Source organism: Patiriisocius marinistellae (assembly GCF_009014635.1).
Lineage (GTDB): Bacteria > Bacteroidota > Bacteroidia > Flavobacteriales > Flavobacteriaceae > Patiriisocius > Patiriisocius marinistellae.
The window spans coordinates 344,158-366,256 of the sequence record NZ_BKCF01000001.1 but is presented as its reverse complement, the minus strand read 5'-3'; the positions used below and the strand labels follow the sequence as shown (position 1 = coordinate 366,256).

18 protein-coding genes are annotated in these 22,099 nt (G+C 34.8%); 8 read left to right on the top strand and 10 right to left on the bottom strand.

Going from position 1 to position 22,099, the window contains the following annotated elements; all coding sequences use genetic code 11:
* Position 1: 1 nt before the first annotated feature.
* From lolB1 to GB234_RS01540, 9 genes are all read right to left on the bottom strand, one after another.
* Positions 2–781, bottom strand: a complete 780-nt coding sequence (lolB1, locus tag GB234_RS01580) for a lipoprotein insertase outer membrane protein LolB1 (protein ID WP_151892755.1) — start codon at positions 779–781, stop codon at positions 2–4.
* A gap of 4 nt (positions 782–785) precedes the next feature.
* A complete protein-coding gene (locus GB234_RS01575) occupies positions 786–2,156 on the bottom strand; it encodes a tetratricopeptide repeat protein (protein WP_151892754.1) in 1,371 nt (456 codons plus the stop codon).
* Positions 2,157–2,228: 72 nt separating this feature from the next.
* Entirely contained in the window at positions 2,229–3,245 is a 1,017-nt protein-coding gene (locus tag GB234_RS01570) for a sugar phosphate nucleotidyltransferase (RefSeq protein ID WP_151892753.1), read from the bottom strand.
* Positions 3,246–3,301: 56 nt separating this feature from the next.
* A complete protein-coding gene (gene dut / locus GB234_RS01565; protein ID WP_151892752.1) occupies positions 3,302–3,742 on the bottom strand; it encodes a dUTP diphosphatase in 441 nt (146 codons plus the stop codon).
* 5 nt (positions 3,743–3,747) lie between these two features.
* Positions 3,748–4,125, bottom strand: a complete 378-nt coding sequence (locus GB234_RS01560; protein WP_151892751.1) for a PH domain-containing protein — start codon at positions 4,123–4,125, stop codon at positions 3,748–3,750.
* 3 nt (positions 4,126–4,128) lie between these two features.
* Positions 4,129–5,589 (bottom strand): oligosaccharide flippase family protein, encoded by a 1,461-nt coding sequence (locus GB234_RS01555; RefSeq protein WP_151892750.1) that lies wholly within the window; start codon positions 5,587–5,589, stop codon positions 4,129–4,131.
* 83 nt (positions 5,590–5,672) lie between these two features.
* The gene (locus GB234_RS01550) at positions 5,673–6,197 is read right to left on the bottom strand and encodes a hypothetical protein (RefSeq protein WP_151892749.1); all 525 of its coding nucleotides are present in this window, start codon (positions 6,195–6,197) and stop codon (positions 5,673–5,675) included.
* A gap of 80 nt (positions 6,198–6,277) precedes the next feature.
* Positions 6,278–6,973, bottom strand: a complete 696-nt coding sequence (locus tag GB234_RS01545; protein WP_151892748.1) for a T9SS type A sorting domain-containing protein — start codon at positions 6,971–6,973, stop codon at positions 6,278–6,280.
* 243 nt (positions 6,974–7,216) lie between these two features.
* Entirely contained in the window at positions 7,217–7,930 is a 714-nt protein-coding gene (locus tag GB234_RS01540) for a T9SS type A sorting domain-containing protein (RefSeq protein WP_151892747.1), read from the bottom strand.
* A gap of 174 nt (positions 7,931–8,104) precedes the next feature.
* On the opposite strand from GB234_RS01540, the gene trhO reads away from it, so the two are divergent.
* The 6 genes from trhO to GB234_RS01510 all read left to right on the top strand — a co-directional run bounded on the left by trhO (position 8,105) and on the right by GB234_RS01510 (position 15,487).
* The gene (gene trhO, locus GB234_RS01535) at positions 8,105–9,136 is read left to right on the top strand and encodes an oxygen-dependent tRNA uridine(34) hydroxylase TrhO (RefSeq protein ID WP_151892746.1); all 1,032 of its coding nucleotides are present in this window, start codon (positions 8,105–8,107) and stop codon (positions 9,134–9,136) included.
* A gap of 321 nt (positions 9,137–9,457) precedes the next feature.
* Positions 9,458–10,798, top strand: coding sequence for a PSP1 domain-containing protein (locus GB234_RS01530; RefSeq protein WP_151892745.1), 1,341 nt, complete (start codon positions 9,458–9,460; stop codon positions 10,796–10,798).
* Positions 10,791–11,279: a gliding motility lipoprotein GldH gene (locus GB234_RS01525; protein ID WP_151892744.1), complete on the top strand. Its 489-nt coding sequence runs from the start codon at positions 10,791–10,793 to the stop codon at positions 11,277–11,279. Before GB234_RS01530 ends, GB234_RS01525 begins: the two co-directional genes overlap by 8 nt.
* A gap of 190 nt (positions 11,280–11,469) precedes the next feature.
* The gene (locus GB234_RS01520; protein ID WP_151892743.1) at positions 11,470–13,770 is read left to right on the top strand and encodes a penicillin-binding protein 1A; all 2,301 of its coding nucleotides are present in this window, start codon (positions 11,470–11,472) and stop codon (positions 13,768–13,770) included.
* Positions 13,771–14,069: 299 nt separating this feature from the next.
* A complete protein-coding gene (locus tag GB234_RS01515) occupies positions 14,070–14,768 on the top strand; it encodes a CoA transferase subunit A (RefSeq protein ID WP_151892742.1) in 699 nt (232 codons plus the stop codon).
* Positions 14,769–14,830: 62 nt separating this feature from the next.
* Positions 14,831–15,487: a CoA transferase subunit B gene (locus tag GB234_RS01510; protein WP_151892741.1), complete on the top strand. Its 657-nt coding sequence runs from the start codon at positions 14,831–14,833 to the stop codon at positions 15,485–15,487.
* A 622-nt stretch (positions 15,488–16,109) separates the two neighbouring features.
* On the opposite strand, the gene GB234_RS01505 is transcribed toward GB234_RS01510, so the two are convergent.
* Positions 16,110–17,783 carry an ABC transporter ATP-binding protein gene (locus GB234_RS01505; RefSeq protein ID WP_151893725.1) on the bottom strand — a complete coding sequence of 558 codons (1,674 nt, stop codon included), beginning with the start codon at positions 17,781–17,783 and terminating at the stop codon, positions 16,110–16,112.
* A 215-nt stretch (positions 17,784–17,998) separates the two neighbouring features.
* Here GB234_RS01505 and GB234_RS01500 point away from each other — a divergent pair, with 215 nt between their 5' ends.
* Together GB234_RS01500 and GB234_RS01495 are read left to right on the top strand one after the other, a co-directional pair.
* Positions 17,999–18,247: a hypothetical protein gene (locus GB234_RS01500; RefSeq protein WP_151892740.1), complete on the top strand. Its 249-nt coding sequence runs from the start codon at positions 17,999–18,001 to the stop codon at positions 18,245–18,247.
* Between the two features lie 121 nt (positions 18,248–18,368).
* Positions 18,369–21,971 (top strand): S8 family serine peptidase, encoded by a 3,603-nt coding sequence (locus tag GB234_RS01495; protein WP_151892739.1) that lies wholly within the window; start codon positions 18,369–18,371, stop codon positions 21,969–21,971.
* Positions 21,972–22,099 lie beyond the last annotated feature (128 nt).

The window sequence follows — 22,099 nt, the reverse complement described above, 5'->3', positions numbered from 1 at the left end:
TTTAATCTAAGGTTCTTTTTTTGTACCCATCTGGAATAGTAAACGGAAAACTTACCGAAACATTGAGATCAATCTTTTTATATTTCATATCAATGCTTGTAACACTAGTATTTTCTGTTGCAAGAATACTTATGGTTGATGGATAATAATCTGTTTCTATTTTATTATAATTTCCGTAGGTAACCGAAAGATTACGTCCTTTTTGAGGTTGCGAAACAGTTTCTTGAGACAGCATAAAATTATCTGGGTTGAACAAGAGCGTTAATAGCATTTGAGGATTTTGCTGTTTTGGGGTTACTTGATATTTATTATTAGAAGCTTGTGTTTCATATTTTTGAGATGAAATAGGTACAATACTATTACCTAAAAGAATAGATTGTGCTTGTTTAAAATCTATTTCAGTCCCTAATAAATCACTTAAAAGCGCAAAATCACCTTCAAAATAACTGCGATCAATAGACTCATAAAAACTTACTTTTTCTGGAGTTATTAAAACTTTTGCTAATGTGATCCCTAAAATAGATGCTTTAATCCATATTACTTTATCCTTTTCCATGCGCACACTCGTAGTGATACTCTGCGATTGTTTATCATCATCATATTTTACTTGAAGTCTTGCTGCGAGTGTCTTAAAATTTTGAGTAGCTCCATTATGGGCCTTTACTAGATTTTTAGTTGTCATTGTTGCAGATGCAGTGGTTGTGCCTTTAATAGTTTTTGTACTTCCGCAAGCGGAAATAAACAACATCAGCCCTATAACTAAAATAGCTCGTATTTTCATTTTCTTAATTTGAAATTTGTATCGCCGCCGCCTTATTGGCAAAGTCGGTTGCTTTTTTAGTATTTCCTTTACCCGTATATCCTATGCTCAACTGCTCATAGTAGTCTTTTTCCATTTTTGGATTGTCAAATAAGTAATCAATTCCTGTTTCTAGTGTTTCGAGTGCACCATCAAAATCGTTTAAACTATTTAGGGAAACGCCGTGTAACAAATACACTAAAGGTTGTGCTGGAAAAACCTCTAAGCCTTCTTTGCTCAACTTTTTTGCTGCTTCAAAATTTGCAACATCTATTTGTAATAATAAAGTATTTTTTAGTAAACTAAAATTATCTGCGTCGAGTATAATTCCTTTTTCAAAGAATTTTAATGCGGCTTCTTTATTCCCTTTAGTCAAATAATAATCTCCCAGTTTTTCATAAACTTGTCCATTATTTTGTGCTGAGAAAAGAGAGACAGTTTCATCAAGTTGTTTTTCATATTCTGGATTTTCATTAACAAAACTTAAAAAATCACCTAATACTTTATATTGGCTTTCTTTATCTATTTCCTCAGATTTGAAAACAACTTTCATTGATTTTAATGCTTCATCTGTAATACCTTTATCAAGATAAAATTTATAAAGCGCAAGATGTACTAACTCACTCTTAGGGTTGTTTTTTTGGAGTTCTTTAGCAGTTTCAAATGCTTTGTCTGTATTACCCTCTTCACTATATAAATAAATTAGATTTAGATAATCTTTTTCGTTCTTAGGGTTCTTATCTACTTTAGTTTCTAGGTTATCAATTGCTCCTTGACTGTTTCCTGTAATCCTATAAATTTGATTGCGTAGTGCGTCTCTATAAGTGCTCTCTCCCCAAGAGGCGTCTAGCTCGTCAAGAATAGTTATAGATTTATCATACTGCTTTGTTCTGCTATATAAATTTGCAAGATCTTCTTTGTAATCCTCATCTATAGCACTTAACCGTTTTACTAATGGAATTGCCTTATCATAATCTCTTTTTAAATAATAAAGGTCATAAAGAGCTTCAAGTACCTCTAATTTATCTGGATTTGTTTCAATAACTTTATTATAATTTTCCTCGGCAGTGTCGTAGTATTTAAGTTTGGTTTGATTTTTTGCTAACTCAAAATATATAATTGCATCACCATTTTTATTTCCTTTTGAAGCGGCTTTTGCTTTTTCTAAAGATATAATTGCGAGCTCATAATTTTCAATTGACTTTTGCTTTAAAGCCTCGTAAAAGTTTTCTTGAAATGCATCCGTAACATTTCCTAAATCGTCCGTTGGTTCCTCTTCTTCTTGTGCAAACGCCGACTGCGGAAATATGAAATTTCCGAAGAAAAGAGCGATACATATATATTTTAGTTTCACCATGTAGTTATTTAGTAAAATGTGATGGAAACCTATTTTAAAAAATTACTTGTCAAAAGGTTTCTTTGAGCACTATTATTTTAATTGTGAATAATCACCAATGCTTACGTTAGTAAATTTACCGTCAAAATGAGCATGATTTCCAATCATTGCATTATCCAGAACAGCGTTTTTAATAGTTGTATTTGTCTGGATAATACTGTTTTTTACGGTACTATCTTCAATAACCGTACCCTTACCAATGGATGCATGAGGACCCACAACACTATTTTTTAAAACAACGCCTTCTGCAATGAAACATGGTGAGATAATTTCGCTATTTTCATTAATTACTTTTTCTGAAATTAGTGATTCTTTTGCTTCGTGCAAAAAGCCTAACATTCTTTTATTTGTTTCTACGGTTACTTCTTTATTACCGCAGTCCATCCACTCACTAACTGTTCCAGTTTTAAATATCTTTCCATCAGCCATCATGCGTTTAATACCATCATTTATTTGATATTCTCCACCATTTATAATGTTATTGTCTAAAACATATTGCAATTCATTTTTAAGTACAGCAACATCTTTAAAATAATAAATACCAATCACAGCTTGATCGCTTACAAATGTTTCTGGCTTTTCAACAAGCTCAACAATTTCTTCATTATCGTTTAAGTTTACTACACCATACGCCTCTGGGTTTTTAACTTTCTTGGTCCAGATTACAGCATCTGCTTCTTTATCTAAATCAAAATCAGCACGAATCAATGTGTCTGCATACGCAATGACCGCAGGTCCACTCAAAGAAGGCTCAGCACACATTATTGCGTGGCCAGTTCCTTTAGGGTCTAACTGGCGGTAAATACTAGCTTTAGCTCCAAGACCTTCTGCAAGTTCCTTTAAACTCTCAACAACGTCATCCCCAAAAAACGCTGGATCACCTAGAATAAAAGCGATTTCTTCAATATCTTGATTTAAAACACCAGCAATATCTGCGACTAATCTATGTACTATAGGCTTTCCCGCAACAGGAATTAATGGTTTTGGTACTGTTAAACTATGTGGGCGAAGACGGCTTCCGCGGCCTGCCATTGGAACTATTATTTTCATTTTAATATTTTTTTCATTTCCGCGAAGACGGAAAGCAATCGTTGTTTTATAAATATTTACTTTACTCCTGTACTACCAAAACCCCCTTCACCACGAGTTGTTTCTGAAAGCACTTCTACTTCTTCAAATACGGCACGCTCGTGTTTTGCAATTACTAATTGTGCTATGCGTTCGCCGTTTTCAATTGTAAAATCCTCATTTGAAAGATTTACAAGAATAACCCCAATCTCGCCACGATAATCTGCATCAATAGTTCCTGGGCTGTTTAAAACTGTAATTCCTTTTTTTGCAGCAAGACCACTTCGAGGACGTACTTGCGCTTCGAAGCCTACAGGCAATTCAATAAAAAGCCCCGTTTTAACAATGGCACGTTGTAATGGTTTTAGGGTTGAGGACTCGGTCACGTTTGCACGTATGTCCATACCTGCGCTCGCTATAGTTTCATAACTAGGCAATGGATGGGTTGACTTATTTATAATTTTAATAGGTACGGTCATGTTTGTTACATTACTTTTTGAGCTAAATACCGTTGCACGGCATAGACATCAATACTTTTATTAAATTTTTTACTTACAGTAGGTGTGTTTTCACTAGAGATCCAAATTTTCAATTCGGCATCCAAGTCAAAAGTACCTGCGGTTTCTAACGAAAACCGAGAGATATTCTTGTATGGCATTGATTTATATTCTGCTTTACTTCCTGTAAGCCCTTGAACATCGATTAAAATAAGCCGTTTATTTGTAAACATAAATACGTCTCGTAACATCTTAAAGCCTAGTTCTACCTCCTCACCTTCGATTAACAACGTTTGATATTTTGTTGTTAGATCTTCAGAAGATACTTCGCTGGCATTGCCTAAAATTTTATTGAATAAGCTCATATTTTATTTCTTTAAAATACTTCGGAAATCGTCTTTCTCAAAAACAATTACCACAAACAAAAATACCAATAATAACGCAGTCCCAAGGTAGATATTTCGCTCAAATCCATAAAAGACTACTCCAGAAAATAACACCGAAAGCATTACATATCCACCTATCTTTTTTAAATCATAGGGTACACGATAGTGTTTTCTTCCGTAGAAGTAAGACAAAAACATCATTGAGCCATACGCCGCAAGGGTTGCAATTGCAGCGCCTTTGTAGCTTATTAATGGTATTAATGCAAAGTTAAATACGAGAGTGATGATTGCCCCTGCTATAGATATATAAGCGCCATATTTAGTTTTATCTGTCACTTTATACCATACAGATAAATTGTGATAAATGCCAAGACATAAATTAGCAAGCAATATAAATGGTACCACCCATAAGGCTTCCCAGTATTGACTATCACTAATAAGAATTTCTTTGAAAAAATCTATGTAAACAATTACAAACAATAGAATAAAACTCCCAAAAATGGCAAAATACTTGGTTATTGTAGCGTAGGTAGTTTTTGCATTTTCATGCCCTGCATGATTAAAGAAAAAAGGCTCAATACCCAGTCTAAAAGCTGTTGCAAACAAGGTCATAAACACGCCTAGTTTATAACAAGCTGCATACACACCCACTTCTTTTTCGGCAATATTCTCAGGTAATAAATATTTTAGCAAAATTTTATCAAAAGCTTCATTAATTGAAAAAGCAATTCCTGCAATTAATACTGGAAATGCATATTTGAGCATTTGTTTCCAGATGGTTTTATTAAACCCAAATTTAATTTTAAAGTATAACGGCAACAATAATAGTAGCGTAAAACCACTGGCAATTACATTTGAAATAAACACGTAAACAACTTTGTTTTCTTCGGAAAAGATACCTGACCAAAAACTTTCAGTATTGTTTGCAGCTAATTCTGGAAGTACTAAAAAGAAAAATAAGTTGGCTCCCAAATTTATACACACATTCAATATTTTTATTACCGCATAACGCATGGGTTTTTCGTTGGCACGCAACCATACAAAAGGTAAAACTACAAGTGCATCCAGTAATAAAATGAGTAATGCATATAAAATGTATTCAGGTTTAAAATCTAACCAAACAGCAAGCGAATCCTTCAATAAAAAAGTAATAGTAAAAAACAAAATAGATGATACGGTAAGCGATGTTAGCGCAGTTGATTGAACAACTCTTTTATTTGAAGCATCTTTATTAATAAATCTGAAAAAAGCAGTTTCCATTCCGTAGGAAAGCAAAACATTTCCTAAAATAATATAAGACATCAATGTTGCATAAATACCAAAACTCGATGGCGCAAGTACAGATGTATATAAGGGCACCAATACAATCGCCAATGCGCGAGGCAGCACTGTAGCCAAGCCATATATAAAGGTTTGTTGAAAGAGTTTTTTAAATACCGACAAAGTGGGTGTTGTTTAGAGGGCGTAAATGTAGAAAAACGGAAATAGAAACAGGAAACTTTAAAGGATAATGAAAGACAAATATACTATAACCCTCCTCTGTTTTCATTAGGGTTTGCGCTTGGATATGCCAAAAGTGGTTTTTCAATCATCTTCGTCACTTTGTAAAAATTTACATTCCCATTAAATCGATACTCAATAATTGCATTTCCTGGCGCTACATTAAATTGGCTTTTGGGGTGTGGTAGCTTATTAATTTCTTTTTTAGGGTCAATATTCATGCTACGGTCATCATTAATATTGTTCAAAATATTGGCTTGATACGCCAACGTTTTATTGGGGAGCACATTTGCTAATGCCTTAAAATTTCCGAAGTAAAAATTAAGGATTTCAACGTCCCTGTCAATGTCACTAAATGTAATCATCACGGTAGTGCCAGCACCACCTCCTTGAACGCCAGCAACCCAATCTTGGTGGGTGGCTTCGAGTATTTTAAATGGTGGATTTGTTGTCATTTGTATAACCTCTTTTTGTGCAGTGCCGCATTGTAAGAAGAGCAGATTAATAATAATAATTGCAATAAATGAAAGATAGTATTTGAATGTTTGCATTGTATAAAATTACAATTTAAACTGCAATCAATAAAAAATGCGCTACCTTAATGGATAGCGCATTTTATAAATTTATTTTATTATTCTTTAATAAATTTAAATGTTTGTTTTTTGCCGTCGCTTGCGGTAACTTGTATTAAATACATCCCTGCTCTGAGCGATGCAACGTTTAATTGATGCAAGTTTGTGTCAATGACAGCAGTCATTACTTCTTTCCCTAGCATGTTATAAATAATCACTGTGCTACTTTCAATGTTTGTGGTGGAAATCATTAGCACGTCTTTTGCGGGGTTGGGAAACAAGGTGATGCGTAATTTAGATTGCTCTTGTGTTGAGAGCATTGTGTTTCCATAGAATGCTTTGTCACCGTTTCCAGCTGTTATTATCAATGATAATTCATTTCCAGTTTGTGTTATTAAATATTCAAACGGCATAGATTCGTTGCCTTCATAAAAGTTATAATAAAATAAACGGTAAGTTTCAAAAGTTTGGTTGTTGCAGTCTCCTGCACCAGATAACCAGCCTCCAAAAATTGAAAATGTTTCTTCCGTGTTATTGAATGTTAATTGGCTGCTGTAAAAATCCTCGCATATTCCCAGCGAAATTCCATATGGATTTGAATCATAGAATTCTAACCTTGCGATAACAGGTGGAAAATTATCTGTGTTATTAACGACAATATTACGCAAATACCAAGTTGTACTAAACAATTGTGGGTCTTGTGCACTTAATAATATGCCTTGCAACATAATTAGTGCGAATAAAATATTTTTCATGTTATTAAAATTTAATTTTTTGACAAATTTTTTGAGGCAACAATTTCGCTATCACAAACTAGTACAACAGCATAAATACCGTTACTTATTTGAAATATAAATTGGGAAGGAAATTTAAGTTATGCATTTTAAACAATAGTAATGATAGCCATTCCTTAAAATTTCCGAAGCCCTTGAAATCACGGAAATAAAAATGCGCTATCTAAGTAAAATAGCGCATTCATAATTTTGTGTTTAGAATAGTTACTCTTTAATAAATTTAAGCGTTTGTTGTTTTCCATTAATTGCAACAACATTCATCAAATAAATACCTGCATTTAAATGCTCAATATTTAATTGTTGAGAAGCCGTATCAATCGCAGCATTCATAACCTCCTTACCAAGAATATTATAAATAGTCACAGTGCTGTTTTCAATATTTGTAGTGGAAATGGTTAAAATATCTTTTGCGGGATTAGGGTATATCGTAACGTTTGCAAAGCTATTTTCATCTATGGAAAGTGCTATAGTGTTATAATAAGCCTTATCTCCTGCAGAATTTGTGACAATTAGTTCCTTTTCACTTCCCATTTCGTTGATTTCATAGGTAAATGGTCCATTATAATTTCCATTGTCATAATATATAGTTTGAAACCGTGAATCAAAAGTTACTTCAGCTTGCACTGTGCACATACCTAATAAAATTATCGGGTCTTCTACTGGTAATTCAAACGCAGTGTCACTACTATATGTAATAGTTGTGGAGAAGCCATCACAATAGCTAAATAAAAATTCATTGGGGTTTTCAGTAAAACTACTAATGCCATTTAGTGGTAGACCATAAAGTGGTGATAGGTAATCTTCACCTTCAAGGGTGATTTTTTCAATGTACCAGGTGTCTGTATCAATAAGCCGTGAATCTTGTGCATAAGCATTAAAACTAATTATGCAAATAAGTAAAAATATAATTTTTTTCATAGCGTGATATTTTTAGTTGATACTAAATTTAGTAAACTTTCTTTAAAAATCTTTAAAAATCAACTAAATAGCAAATTCTTAATATTTCTAAAGAACTCCACACGCACATTTTAATTCTCAGTATTATTTTTACCTTTGCACCTCACTATTTTTTCAACCTTAAAAACGTATAGCATGCAACTGTACAATACCTTAAGCGCGAAAGAGCGAGCAACGTTGCTCGAACAAGCCGGAGAAGACCGGTTGACGCTCTCTTTCTATCAATACGCTAAAATAGGCAACCCAGAACTTTTTAGAAATCACCTTTTTATAAAATGGGACGAGCTCAACGTCCTTGGGCGCATCTACGTAGCTAACGAAGGCATAAACGCGCAGCTTTCTGTACCTGCTCATAACTTCGGAAATTTTAAAGAATTTCTTGACGGAATTTATTTTTTAGAAAACGTTAGACTGAATATAGCCGTTGAGCATGACCTAAAATCTTTTTTAAAACTAAAGGTTAAAGTCCGCAATAAAATAGTCGCAGACGGTCTAAATGATGAAACATTTGATGTGCGAAATAAAGGCGTCCACGTAGCCGCCGAAACTTTTAACGAGCTCATCGAAGATCCAAATACGGTATTAGTAGACATGCGAAACCACTACGAAAGTGAAATTGGCCATTTTAAAAATGCTGTAACACCAGATGTAGACACCTTTAGAGACTCATTAGATATAATAGAGGAGCAGCTTAAAGACCATAAGGAAGATAAAAAACTAGTGATGTACTGCACGGGAGGAATTCGTTGCGAAAAAGCAAGTGCCTATTACAAACACAAAGGATTTAAAAATGTTTTTCAGTTAGAAGGTGGTATCATTGAATATACACGAGAAGTGAACGAAAAAGGCTTAGAAAATAAATTTATAGGTAAAAACTTTGTGTTCGACCATCGTAGAGGAGAGCGTATTACTGATGATGTTATTGCAAACTGCCATCAATGTGGTAACCCATGCGACAATCACGTAAATTGTGAAAACGAAGCGTGTCATTTACTCTTTATTCAATGCGATGATTGTGCAAAACAAATGGATAATTGTTGTTCAACAGAATGTCAAGAAGTAACAAAACTACCAGATGAGGAGCAAAAAGCATTGCGTGCAGGAACTCACAATAGCAACAAAATTTTCAAAAAGGGAAGAAGTGAGAAACTTAAGTTTAAAAAATAAAGAGTTCTATTTAAGGCTTTGCACTAAAACTTTTAAAGATCAAAGTTCTTTAAACGAAGATTAGGTTTTCAAATTTTTAAGATATGTTTTATCATCCATTAAAAAGTCCCTGCTCTAGTAGGGATTTAGGGAGGAAATTTTAATATCTTTACCTATTAAATTATTGTTTAATTTTTCGAGAGATTGTAATAGTCCTTGGCAATACAAGGGCAAATAAAACGTTCCACAATAACTGTGGATTGAAAGCGGTGGCGTTGATGAATAAAGTTGTTTGAATTACTACCGCAAACACAAACAATCTCCTTTATATATACATAAAATATGGGCTGTACTAGCTGTGCCACGGGCACCGATGGACAACCTAAAGGCTGCAAGAATAACGGAACTTGCGGTACTGATGGTTGCAATAAATTAACGGTGTTTGATTGGCTTTCAAATATGTCACTTCCGGCAGATATGATTCTCTTTACGGGAGTTGAGGTTCGTTTTAAAAATGGACGAAAACACTTTTATCAAAATAGCGAAAATCTTACATTAAGTATTGGCGATGTTGTTGCTACAGAAGCAGAATCTGGACACGACATAGGCCAAGTTACCCTCACAGGTGAGTTGGTACGCGTACAAATGAAAAAGAAAAAGGAAAACCCTAACGCAGAAAAACTTCCTAAAATTTATAGAAAAGCCACACAAAAGGATATCGATATATGGCAAAGAGTGCGTGACCGTGAAGCTGACGTTCAAAAACGCTCTAGAGAAATCGCTATTCGTTTAGGTCTTCGTATGAAGATAAGTGATGTGGAATTCCAAGGGGATGCATCAAAAGTTATTTTCTATTACACCGCTGAAGAGCGCGTAGATTTTAGAGAATTAATAAAAGAATTTGCACGTACCTTCAACTCACGTATTGAGATGAAACAAATAGGTTTTCGTCAAGAAGCTGCTCGCTTGGGCGGAATAGGAAGTTGTGGGCGTGAGTTATGTTGCTCAACATGGTTGACAGATTTTAGGTCTGTAAACACATCAGCAGCTCGTTATCAGCAATTATCTTTAAATCCACAAAAGCTCGCAGGACAATGTGGAAAATTAAAATGCTGTCTCAATTATGAATTAGACACCTATCTTGATGCCCTTCAAGAATTTCCGCGTAGCGATGTAAAACTTAAAACAGAAAAAGGAAATGCTGTTTGTCAAAAGACAGATATTTTTAAGGGCTTGCTCTGGTTTGCTTATGAAAGAGAAGGGATGAATTGGCATGAGCTTTCTGTTGAGAAAGTAAACGAAATTATCGCTATTAATAAAAAAGGGAATACTGTTGCAAGTTTAGAAGAGTTTGTAGCATATGCTAAGATTGATGAAAAAGAGTTGTTTAGTAATGTTGTAGGCCAAGATAGTTTAACGCGTTTTGATCAACCAAAAAGGTCTAAAAACAAAAAACGCAGAAATAATCGTAATAGAAAAACAGCTACTGCAGGAGCTTCTCAAAGCAAAGGTGGGAATAGAAATTCAAAACAAAGAGCTAAAACTGGTGCTAAACCAAAACCTAAAGGTGCCGCGCCTTCAAAAGAAGGGTCTTCTGCAAAACCAAGAAGAAACAACAATAAAAGGCGTACAAACAATAATAAAAATAACCCGCCAAAATCAGGGCCTAAAAGCGATGGGTAAAATATTCTATGTATTCATAATAACCTGCTTTTTTATTGCCTGTGACAACGCGACAGTTGCTGGAGATACGCATACATTATCTGGAAACTCATGGGATGTGGACGAGAAAATTGATTTTGAAATACCAGTATTGGATAGTATTAAACAATATGATGTTTTTGTAAATGTGCGTAACACAAACGAGTACCCATTTAATAATTTATTTTTAATCGTTTCAATGCAGTACCCCAACGGAAAAACGGCGGTAGATACGTTAGAATATAAAATGGCTGCCCCAGATGGTTCTTGGTTAGGAGAAGGAATAGGCAGTATTAAGGAAAGTAAATTATATTACAAAGAAAATTTTAGCTTTCGTGAAAACGGAAATTACTCACTAGGCATAACACATGCAGTCCGCAATAATGGTAATGTACAAGGCGTTAAAAATTTACAAGGAATAAGTGATGTGGGTTATAGTGTGGAAGTCGCTAAAAATAAATAGTTTTTTAAAGGCTTCGGAAATTTTATGTAATCATAAACGAATAATTGCCAAAACATAACGAATACTAAAAGGGCAGTAAGAATATCAAAAAACAATACGTTTTTTGTCAGAGATAAATAAAACTAAAACAATTTCAAATTTCCGAAGTAATATTAAGAAATTTTGAAACGCTTCAATTTTAAACATTACAATGGCAACAGCAAAAAAACAGCCTAAGAAAAAGTGGACACCGTTAAAGATTTTCTGGATGCTACTAGGCGCTGGAATTTTAGGGATAATTTTATTGTTTTTATTAGCATCTTTTGGTGTTTTTGGAAGCCTTCCAGATGAGACAAGTTTAGAAAATCCAGAAAAAAATTTAGCAACCGAAATTATTGCAGTCGATGGTAAGGTTATAGGTAAATTTTATAAAGAAAATAGAACTCCTGTTCCATTCGAAGAATTACCAGACCACCTTATAAATGCATTACTAGCAACAGAAGATATTCGTTTTTATGACCATAGCGGCATAGATATTAGGGGTACAGTTCGTGCTGCAGTATTTTTAGGAAGTAAAGGTGGGGCCAGTACAATTAGCCAGCAATTAGCCAAACAGTTATTTACTGATAATGTATCAAAAAGTAAATTTCAACGTGGTATTCAAAAGGTTAAAGAATGGATTATTGCAACACGTTTAGAACGTCGCTATACAAAAAATGAAATATTAACAATGTATTTCAACGAGTATGACTTTTTAAACCAAGCAATTGGTATTGAGTCTGCTAGTAATATTTATTTTGACAAACCGCCAAGAGAGTTGACAACAAGCGAGAGCGCAATGCTCGTGGGTATGTTTAAAAACTCATCCTTATATAACCCGCTACGTAATCCTGAGGGTGTAAAAAACCGACGTAATGTTGTATTAAGTCAAATGGCAAAGTATGATTACATAAGCGAGCAAGTAAAAGATAGTTTGAAGGCACTACCATTAGAGTTTAAATATACACCGCAAGGGCACGTTGAAGGAATCGCAACATATTTTAGAGAATATGCACGTGCTTTTATGGCAGACTGGACAGAAAATAACCCTAAGACAGATGGAACAAACTTTAATATCTATCGTGATGGTTTAAGAGTTTATACGACCATAGATTCTCGCATGCAAACTTATGCAGAGAATGCTATGGATAAGCATATGGCAAATATTCAAAAAGAGTTTGATAGTCAAAATAAGAAGAATAAAACCAAGCCTTTTAGAGACGTAACTAGTGAAGAAATTGAAAAAATAATTAATAATTCAATGCGTCGAAGTGAGCGTTGGAGAATTATGAGTGAAGAAGGTAAAACCGAAAAAGAAATTTTAGCAAGTTTTGACAAAAAGGAGAAGATGAGCATATTTGCTTGGGGAGGTGATATAGATACGATTATGACTCCTAGAGATTCAATTAGATATTATAAAAACTTTCTACAAGCTTCAATGATGTCAATGGAACCTCAAACAGGAGAAGTAAGAGCGTATGTGGGAGGTATAAATTATAAGCACTTTAAGTATGATATGGTGACAACAGGTAAACGTCAAATAGGCTCAACCTTCAAGCCTTTTGTATACGCCACTGCAATCGACCAGATGCACATGTCGCCTTGCGACACCTTGCCAAATACACCATATTGTATTCCAGCAGGAAAACGAGGAAATACAAAAGACTGGTGTCCTAAAAACGCAAGTGGTGATTACGGCGGAATGTTATCATTAACTAACGCGCTTGCAAATTCAGTAAATACAATTACAGCGAGATTAATTGATAGAGTGGGTGCTGAGCCTGTAATTGAATTAGCTGGAAAAATGGGAATAGAAACTAAAGATATTGTGCCAGTACCATCAATTGCATTAGGTGCCGCAGATTTATCTTTATACGAAATGGTAGGAGCCTATAGTACTTTTGCAAACGAAGGAGTCTATGTAAAACCAACTTTAATCACTAGAATTGAAGACAAAAATGGAACAATTTTATATCAGCACGTACCCGAAACTAAGGACGTTATTAGTAGTGAAACTGCTTATGTAACTGTTAAATTAATGGAAGGAGTAACACAATCAGGTTCAGGTTCAAGACTGCGACATAGCGGAAGAGCTTACGGAGCATATAAAGATGCTGTTACGGGATATCCTTATAAATTTACAAACGTTATTGCTGGTAAAACAGGAACCACACAAAACAATAGTGACGGGTGGTTTATGGGAATGGTCCCCAATTTAGTAACCGGAGTTTGGGTAGGTGGAGAAGATCGCTCAGTACATTTTAAAAGTACTGCTTATGGGCAAGGAGCTACTATGGCGCTACCTGTTTGGGGGATGTATATGAAAGATGTTTATGCAAATGAGAGCCTAGGTATTTCGAACGGTAGCTTTAAAAAACCAGATAAACTCACCATTGAAATCGACTGCGCTAAATGGAAAGAAGAGAACATGGATAAAGACGAAGAAGAAGTCCCAGATGAGTTTGATTTTTAAAATGATTTTAAATGCTTCGGAAGAAATTTCGAAGCATTTTTTTTGTTATCACTTCGGAAATGTATTGGGGTTGAAGTGATTGTTTTTAATGAAAATATTGCTTTCAAAAAACCAATTAGGACGTTTTAGATTTAAATAAAACACTTTTCTAAAAGCAAAAGCTTACAATAGCTTTTATTAGCTTATGTTGTTTATCTCTCTGAGCCTGTCGAAGAACCAACTAAGCAAAGTAAATTTCACCTTCCAAAAAACACTTAGCTCCTCACTTTTCACTATTTTTATAGCAAACAAAGTACACGATGATTAATAAAACTGTGAAAGATGTAACTACCGCTTGTAAAGGGGTGAAAGACGGAATGACGTTTATGTTAGGGGGATTTGGTTTAAGTGGTATTCCAGAAAATGCGATTGCCCAACTCGTTAAACTCAATGTAAAGCAAGTAACATGTATTTCTAATAATGCTGGGGTGGATGATTTTGGCCTTGGGTTATTGCTTCAGAAGCACCAAATAAAGAAAATGATATCTTCATACGTAGGAGAGAATGCAGAGTTTGAACGCCAAATGTTAAGCGGAGAGCTTGATGTGGAATTAATTCCGCAGGGAACATTAGCACAACGCTGTCTTGCGGCTCAAAGTGGAGTTCCTGCTTTCTATACTCCAGCAGGCTATGGGACCGAAGTTGGAGAAGGCAAAGAGTCTAGGGAGTTCAATGGTAAAATGCATTTGTTAGAACATGCTTTTAATGCAGACTTTGCATTTGTAAAAGCATGGAAAGGTGATACAGCAGGTAATTTAATTTTTAAAGGAACAGCCCGCAATTTCAACCCAAATATGTGTGGAGCAGCAACAATTACAGTAGCTGAGGTAGAGGAACTTGTGCCCGCTGGTGAGTTAGACCCTAATCAAATCCATATCCCAGGAATTTTTGTTCAGCGTATTTTTCAAGGAGAAAAATATGAAAAGAGAATTGAGCAGAGAACAGTAAGAAAAAAATAGACTCCTGTCTGGTCGAGTGCAGTCGAGACCTAAATTTGACCGTTAACATTTCAAATTAAATTATGGCATTATCAAAAGAACAAATAGCACAGCGTATTGCTAAAGAAGTTAAAGATGGATATTATGTAAACCTAGGGATAGGTATTCCAACACTAGTAGCAAACTTTGTACGTGATGATATAGAAGTAGAATTTCAAAGTGAAAATGGAATTTTAGGTATGGGCCCGTTCCCATTTGAAGGAGAAGAGGATGCAGATTTAATCAATGCAGGAAAACAAACAATTACTGCAATGAAAGGCGCTTCGTTTTTTGATAGCGCAAAGAGTTTTTCAATGATACGAGGACAACACGTTGATTTAACCATTTTAGGAGCTATGGAAGTAGCGCAAAATGGAGACATTGCAAATTGGAAAATTCCTGGGAAAATGGTTAAAGGAATGGGTGGTGCAATGGATCTAGTTGCAAGTGCAGAAAATATTATTGTGGCAATGATGCATACAAATAGAGCTGGAGAATCAAAAATATTAAAGCAATGTAGTTTGCCATTAACGGGAGTAAATTGTGTAAAGAAAGTAGTAACAAATCTTGCAGTACTTGAGATTGAAGATGGTAAATTTAGATTGTTAGAAAGAGCTCCAGGCGTTAGTGTGGAAGAAATTGACGCGGCAACTGAAGGCAATTTGATAATTGATGGAGATATTCCTGAAATGACATTCTAAAACTTAAAGTATAAAAAACCCTTTTTAATACTTAAAATTTTCCTAAATACACAAGCGCCAATTTTTTTACTAAGTCTAATTTTAGAATTTAGTTAGAACTCCATAAACACTAGCTTTGAGCACTATTGTTTTAATACACTTCTGAAAACAAATCTTCTTTGATCTTTTTTCAAGACGAAATACCTCTTTCGTCTATGAAAACGATGTTCAAATGTTAAATTTTTATGCTTTTTGTCGAAAATATACGTTATTTATCGGTTTAAATTGATTTTAGTTTGCATATTTGAATTCCCAAACAAAATGAAATTACCTACTATGCAAATGATTTTTAAAAAAATTAAAAGCACATCTTCGTTAATAAAAAATGTGTTTTACGTTGCAAAAAAAGTTTTTTTATTGGCATAAAGTTTTAATGTTATTTACCCCGAATCTGCTACGATACAGATAAAGGTCCAAGCCCGTTCTTTGTGAGGTTAGAACGGGCTTATTTTTTTTCTTTTTTTTGGAATAAATTTCATTAAAAATTTATAAGAAAATCAAATTTTTAATGAAACATGTAAAAATTTAAAGTGAATCAAATTTCCGCGAAAGCGTTATTGATAATTGAGGTTTTTGATTGCAATTACGTACCAGGAATTGCTTCAATCAATTTTTTAGTGTACGCTTTAATAGGGTTAGCATACACTTCGTCAGCATCTCCCATTTCTTCAATTTCTCCAGCATTCATTACTAATAATTGATCCGCCATATATTTTACAACAGCAAGATCATGTGAAATAAATATATAAGTGAAGCCAAAGTCATCCTTTAATTCATTTAATAAATTTAAAACCTGCGCTTGTACCGAAATGTCCAAAGCAGAAACACTCTCATCACAAATAACAAGCTTAGGTTCCATTGCAATTGTTCGTGCAATCCCCACACGCTGCCGTTGACCACCAGAAAGCTCGTGGGGATAACGATGGTAAAAAACGGCATCAAGACCTACACGATCTAATAGTAGCAATGCTTTTTCTTTTCTTACCTTTTTGTTAAACCCTATATTGTGTACTTGCATTGGCTCAGTCAATGCTTCGCCTATTATTTTTCGAGGGTTAAGAGAAGAATAAGGATCTTGAAAGATGAGTTGGATATCTTTTCGAAGTTCTCTAATTTCTGATGTTTTTAAGGTCGTAAGTTCTCTTCCTTTATATTTTATATTTCCAGCAGTAACCTTTTCTAATTGTAAAATTACTTTTCCAAGTGTTGATTTTCCGCAGCCAGATTCGCCTACAAGACCTATAGTTTCCCCTTCATAAACATTAAACGACACCCCTTTTACTGCTTCTATTTCTCTTTTTTTTGAAAAAAGCCCTGCATTAGAATAATATGTTTTTTTTACATTATTTACAGTTAATAAAGGGGCTTTTGTATATAGCTTTTGGTGTTTTTTTGCACGATCTAATGGTGTTATTTCTACAGGAGTAAACAGATTGTTTTCTATAGAAGCAATTGTAGGCAGGCTCTTTAAGCGCAAACTTAAAGTGGGTCTAGAGGCAAGTAGTGCTTTGGTGTAATTATCTTTTGGTGATTGAAAAATCTCTTTTTTTGTTCCCTGCTCAACAATCTTTCCTTCGTACATCACTAGTATTTTGTCACAAATTTCAGAAACTAATCCTAAGTCATGCGATATGAAAAGGATACTCATTTCAGTTTCTTTTTGAAGCTCTTTTAATAATTGTAAAATTTCTTTCTGTACAGTTACATCAAGTGCCGTTGTGGGTTCATCTGCAATGAGTAATTTAGGCTTACAGGCAATTGCCATTGCTATCATTACACGCTGCATCTGGCCACCACTTATTTGATGAGGATAACTATTATATAATATATTTGGTCTAGGTAATTTTACTTTTTCAAAGAGAGAAATAACTTCTTTTCTTATTTCTTGAGAAGATAGTTTTGTGTGAATTTTTAAAATCTCTGCAACCTGAAAGCCGCAAGTTAAAGATGGATTGAGAGCGCTCATGGGCTCTTGAAAAATCATGGAAATTTCGTTTCCTCTTAATTTCTGAAATGTAGTGTCTTTTAAATTTAGTAATGCTGTTTCATTAAATGCTATAGTACCTTTTATAGTTGTGTTTTTCTTCGGAAGCAATCCCATAATTGCCATTGAAGTTACAGATTTTCCAGAACCAGATTCTCCAACGATTCCAACAATTTCATTTTCAGCGACTGAAAAAGAAATATCATGAATCACTTCAACCAATTTTTTTTTTCTTCCGAAAGAAATGGAGAGGTTTTCAACATTTAGCAACATAATTAACTCACTTTTACCCAAAGGTACATTTTTAATTATTTTAAGAAAAAGAGTTTATCCTAGCAAAAACAGCCTATTAGGTTAATAGGGTTATAATTGTTAATTTTTTCTTAAATATTTTAAGAGGAATAAATTGGATTTTTAAATTTTATTTTGTTTTTTCGTAGAGTATTGATAAAAATATCAGTTATTACTAATTAAAATCATAAATAATTATGAAAAAATCTACTATGTTGTCAGATTTTTTCTTTTCGTCATTAAAAGTGTTCATAGTAAAAAATGTACCTGTGAACGCACAAAATAAAATAGACGAAAAGAGAAATGTGAAGCAGCCACCAGAGCTACTATTACTTAATAAAGTAATTAAATATGTTATCCCCGCCCTCGCAAAGTTTTTTCAAAAAGCTTTCTTACATCGCAAATTTTCAAGCGATTATCATTTGTACTCTCAAGTACCAATTTAAATTATAATTACATATAAGTTTTAGTGTTTAATGCACTTTAGCTTAGCATTGTGTGCCATATTTTTTGGCGCTAACAAACCATGCACTTAGTACAATTTTATTAACTTTAATTCATAACAAAATGACAAATCTAATTACCCTAAGGTCTGTGGCGGTGGCTGCATCCTTACTATTAACTGGAGTTTGCGTTACGGCACAGACCCAGGCTGAACGCCAGCAAATCATGGCAAATTCAAATGTGCAAGAACTCACAAGTCTTAGTGATTCGTATACACAAATAAGAGCAGCAGAAAAGCAACAAGCAATTAGTATTGCACAGCAAAGAAATTTACCTATTAAACTTACATTAGAGGATGGCGGAGTAGCAGAACTTCAAAGGATAGCCGAAGATGGAAGTCCTATATATTACCGTACTTATAATGTAGCAGCTGCAAGATCAACAAGAACTAATCATCTTAATATAGGTGGAAGTTTAGGCTTAAACTTAGACGGTCAGAACATGACTGCAAATGTATGGGATGGTGGTCACGCCAGAGTTTCACACCAAGAATATGATGGTGCTGGTGGAAGTAATAGAGTTACTATCATTGATGCAGCTTCAGAAGGAGGAACGCAGCTTAACTTTCATGCAGCACACGTTACTGGAACAATTACAGCATCTGGAGTTACAGCCGCAGCAAAAGGAATGGCTCCTCGCTCTAAAGTTCGTGGCGCTATGTGGAATAACGATGTAGCAGAAGCAACCGCTGAAGCGGCTAATGGAATGTTAGTTTCAAACCATAGTTATGGCTTTAGAGGTGACCTTGTACCAGACCAATACTTTGGTGCTTACATACAAGATTCAAGAGACTGGGACAACGTCATGTATAATGCACCTTATTATTTAATGGTTGTAGCTGCGGGTAATGATGGAAACCAAAACTCATATAATGGTAATCCTTTAGCTGGAAACTCATCTTATGATAAATTGACTGGGCATTCTACTTCAAAAAATAACATGGTTGTTGCAAATGCGCAAGATGCTAATATTGCTAATAATGGAGATTTAATAAGCGTTTCAATTAATAGCTCAAGTAGTGAGGGACCAACAGATGATTACCGTATTAAACCAGATATTACAGGAAATGGAACCTCAGTTTATTCAACTTACGAGAGTAGTAATACAGCATATGCTAGCATTACAGGAACATCAATGGCTTCACCTAATGTTGCAGGTTCATTACTCTTATTACAACAACATTATAATAATGTTAACGGAAACTTCATGCGTTCTGCAACGTTAAAAGGAATAGCATTACACACAGCAGATGATGCCGGACCTAATGGTCCTGATGCAGTTTATGGTTGGGGATTAATGAATGCTAAAAGAGCAGCACAAGTAATTTCAACGAACGGAAGCGATTCAAAAATTGAAGAAATAACACTAAACTCTGGACAAACATATTCAGTAACAGTTGATTCTGATGGTGTAAATGATTTATTAGCATCTATCTCTTGGACAGATATAGCAGGTTCTGTAAATAATGGTACAAATTCAGGAACTCCAGCCTTAGTTAATGACTTAGACGTTAGAGTTACTAAAGGAGGAACTACTTTTAGCCCATGGAGATTAACTGGAGTTACTACTAATGGAAAAGGTGATAATACAAAAGATAATTATGAGCGTGTTGATGTAGCTAACGCTTCAGGGACTTATACAATAACAGTAACTCATAAAGGTTCATTAAGTAGTGGAAGTCAAAATTTTAGCCTAGTAATTACAGGACTTGGTAATGCTGTTGCAGATAATCAAGCACCTTCAAACCCTACATCTTTAGTAGCTTCAAATGTTGCGAGTACTTCATTAACATTAAACTGGAATGCTTCTACAGATAACATAGGAGTTGTAGGATATGATATTTATCAAGGAAACACTGTTCTTGGAACGGTTGCAGGAACTTCTTCTAATGTAACAGGATTAACTGCAAATACTGCATACCAGTTTAGAGTTCGTGCAAAGGATGCCGCAGGGAATGTTTCTGGTTTTAGTAATACAGTGTCTGTAACAACTACTGCAGGTGGTGGTGGAGGTACAAATTATTGTGATTCTGCAAGTACAAATACAAATGATGAGTATATAAGTCGTGTTCAATTAAACACAATAAACAATGCTTCTGGAGCTCAGTTTTATTCAGATTTTACAAACCTTTCTACAACACTTGCTAAAGGAGAAGCACAAACTATTACTGTAACGCCTACGTGGACAGGAACTGTTTATGATGAAGCGTATTCAGTTTGGATTGACTATAATGCAGATGGAGATTTTACAGACAGCGGAGAACAAGTTTGGTCTAAAGCCCCATCAAAAGATACTCCTAATAGCGGTACATTTACAGTGCCAGCAAGTGCTACAAATGGAGCTACTCGTATGCGTGTTTCAATGCAATATAATGCGATCCCTACATCTTGTCAAGCATTTACATATGGTGAAGTAGAAGATTACACGGTTGTAATTAGTAACGCTACTGCAGATACACAAGCACCAAGCGTACCTACAAGTTTATCAGCATCTAATGTTGCCGAAACTTCAGTAACATTAAGCTGGAATGCTTCAACAGATAATACGGGTGTTACAGGATATGATGTTTATCAAGGAACCTCTAATTTAGGAACAGTTACAGGGACATCTGCCAATATTACTGGATTGACTGCTGCAACTGCGTATCAATTTAGAGTTCGTGCAAAGGATGCTGCGGGTAATGTTTCAGGATATAGTAATACTGTTAATGTTACAACAGCTGGAGGTTCATCAGGAGGTTGTACTAACGGAATTTCATCTTTCCCATACACGGAGAGTTTTGAAAACGGCTTAGGAGCTTGGACTCAAAGTAGTGCAGATGATATAGACTGGACACGTGATTCTGCTGGAACACCTTCATCTGGAACAGGTCCTTCAGGTGGAGCTGCCGGATCATTTTATATGTATGTAGAAGCATCTGGAAATGGTACAGGATACCCTAATAAACGAGCGATTTTAAATTCTCCTTGTATAGATTTAGGCACAGTATCTCAAGCATTTTTTACATTCAACTACCATATGTATGGAGCGTCAGATATGGGGAGTATTGCTTTACAAGCAAGTAGCGATAATGGTGCAACCTGGACGACATTATGGAACAAAACAGGCAATCAAGGAAATACTTGGTTAGAGGAAACTGTAAGTCTTGCAGCCTATGCTGGTGGTACAATTCAATTACGTTTCAATAGATTAACTGGTGCGACATGGCAGGCAGATATTGCTATTGATAATGTACGTATTGCAAGTTCAGTTGATCAATGTGCAGGAGTACCAGCTTATAATAGTAGCACAAGTTATAGCGTAGGAGACCGTGTAACATACAACGGCTTTTTATATGAGCGTGCAGCATCTAGCTGGACTAACATAGGAGCTTGTGGAACACAAAATTCAAATAGCACACAAGCAACAGGTAACAATGCAATAGATGGTCCACCAGTATCTGGGGCTTTCAAAATTTATCCTAATCCAGTATCAGGTTCTGAGTTAAATATTGCGCTTCAAGGAACAACTGCAATTGACTTTGTGGTCTATAATATTCAAGGACAAGTAGTATTAAAAGGTGACTTTACAAACACTATTAATGTTACTAACTTGAGTAGTGGAGTATATGTACTTCAAGTAAATACTGAGCGTAACCAATTTATTGAGCGCTTTGTTAAAGAGTAAGTTTTAGTTTAAGTTAAAAGCCCGGTTCATTACGAATCGGGCTTTTTTTTTAAACTTTTTTCTTCGGAAATGTAATGTTGATTATTTTCTATTCTGAAATATTAATTTTTTTAAGGCCTGTCAAATTT

Bases quoted from the DNA above. Each gene is read 5' to 3' on its own strand.
- lolB1 (WP_151892755.1), bottom strand. From the start codon at position 781: ATGAAAATACGAGCTATTTTAGTTATAGGGCTGATGTTGTTTATTTCC.
- GB234_RS01520 (WP_151892743.1), top strand. From the start codon at position 11,470: ATGGCAACAGCAAAAAAACAGCCTAAGAAAAAGTGGACACCGTTAAAG.
- GB234_RS01575 (WP_151892754.1), bottom strand. From the start codon at position 2,156: ATGGTGAAACTAAAATATATATGTATCGCTCTTTTCTTCGGAAATTTC.
- GB234_RS01505 (WP_151893725.1), bottom strand. From the start codon at position 17,783: ATGTTGCTAAATGTTGAAAACCTCTCCATTTCTTTCGGAAGAAAAAAA.
- GB234_RS01515 (WP_151892742.1), top strand. From the start codon at position 14,070: ATGATTAATAAAACTGTGAAAGATGTAACTACCGCTTGTAAAGGGGTG.
- GB234_RS01560 (WP_151892751.1), bottom strand. From the start codon at position 4,125: ATGAGCTTATTCAATAAAATTTTAGGCAATGCCAGCGAAGTATCTTCT.
- GB234_RS01550 (WP_151892749.1), bottom strand. From the start codon at position 6,197: ATGCAAACATTCAAATACTATCTTTCATTTATTGCAATTATTATTATT.
- dut (WP_151892752.1), bottom strand. From the start codon at position 3,742: ATGACCGTACCTATTAAAATTATAAATAAGTCAACCCATCCATTGCCT.
- GB234_RS01540 (WP_151892747.1), bottom strand. From the start codon at position 7,930: ATGAAAAAAATTATATTTTTACTTATTTGCATAATTAGTTTTAATGCT.
- GB234_RS01570 (WP_151892753.1), bottom strand. From the start codon at position 3,245: ATGAAAATAATAGTTCCAATGGCAGGCCGCGGAAGCCGTCTTCGCCCA.
- GB234_RS01500 (WP_151892740.1), top strand. From the start codon at position 17,999: ATGAAAAAATCTACTATGTTGTCAGATTTTTTCTTTTCGTCATTAAAA.
- GB234_RS01495 (WP_151892739.1), top strand. From the start codon at position 18,369: ATGACAAATCTAATTACCCTAAGGTCTGTGGCGGTGGCTGCATCCTTA.
- GB234_RS01545 (WP_151892748.1), bottom strand. From the start codon at position 6,973: ATGAAAAATATTTTATTCGCACTAATTATGTTGCAAGGCATATTATTA.
- GB234_RS01510 (WP_151892741.1), top strand. From the start codon at position 14,831: ATGGCATTATCAAAAGAACAAATAGCACAGCGTATTGCTAAAGAAGTT.
- trhO (WP_151892746.1), top strand. From the start codon at position 8,105: ATGCAACTGTACAATACCTTAAGCGCGAAAGAGCGAGCAACGTTGCTC.
- GB234_RS01530 (WP_151892745.1), top strand. From the start codon at position 9,458: ATGGGCTGTACTAGCTGTGCCACGGGCACCGATGGACAACCTAAAGGC.
- GB234_RS01525 (WP_151892744.1), top strand. From the start codon at position 10,791: ATGGGTAAAATATTCTATGTATTCATAATAACCTGCTTTTTTATTGCC.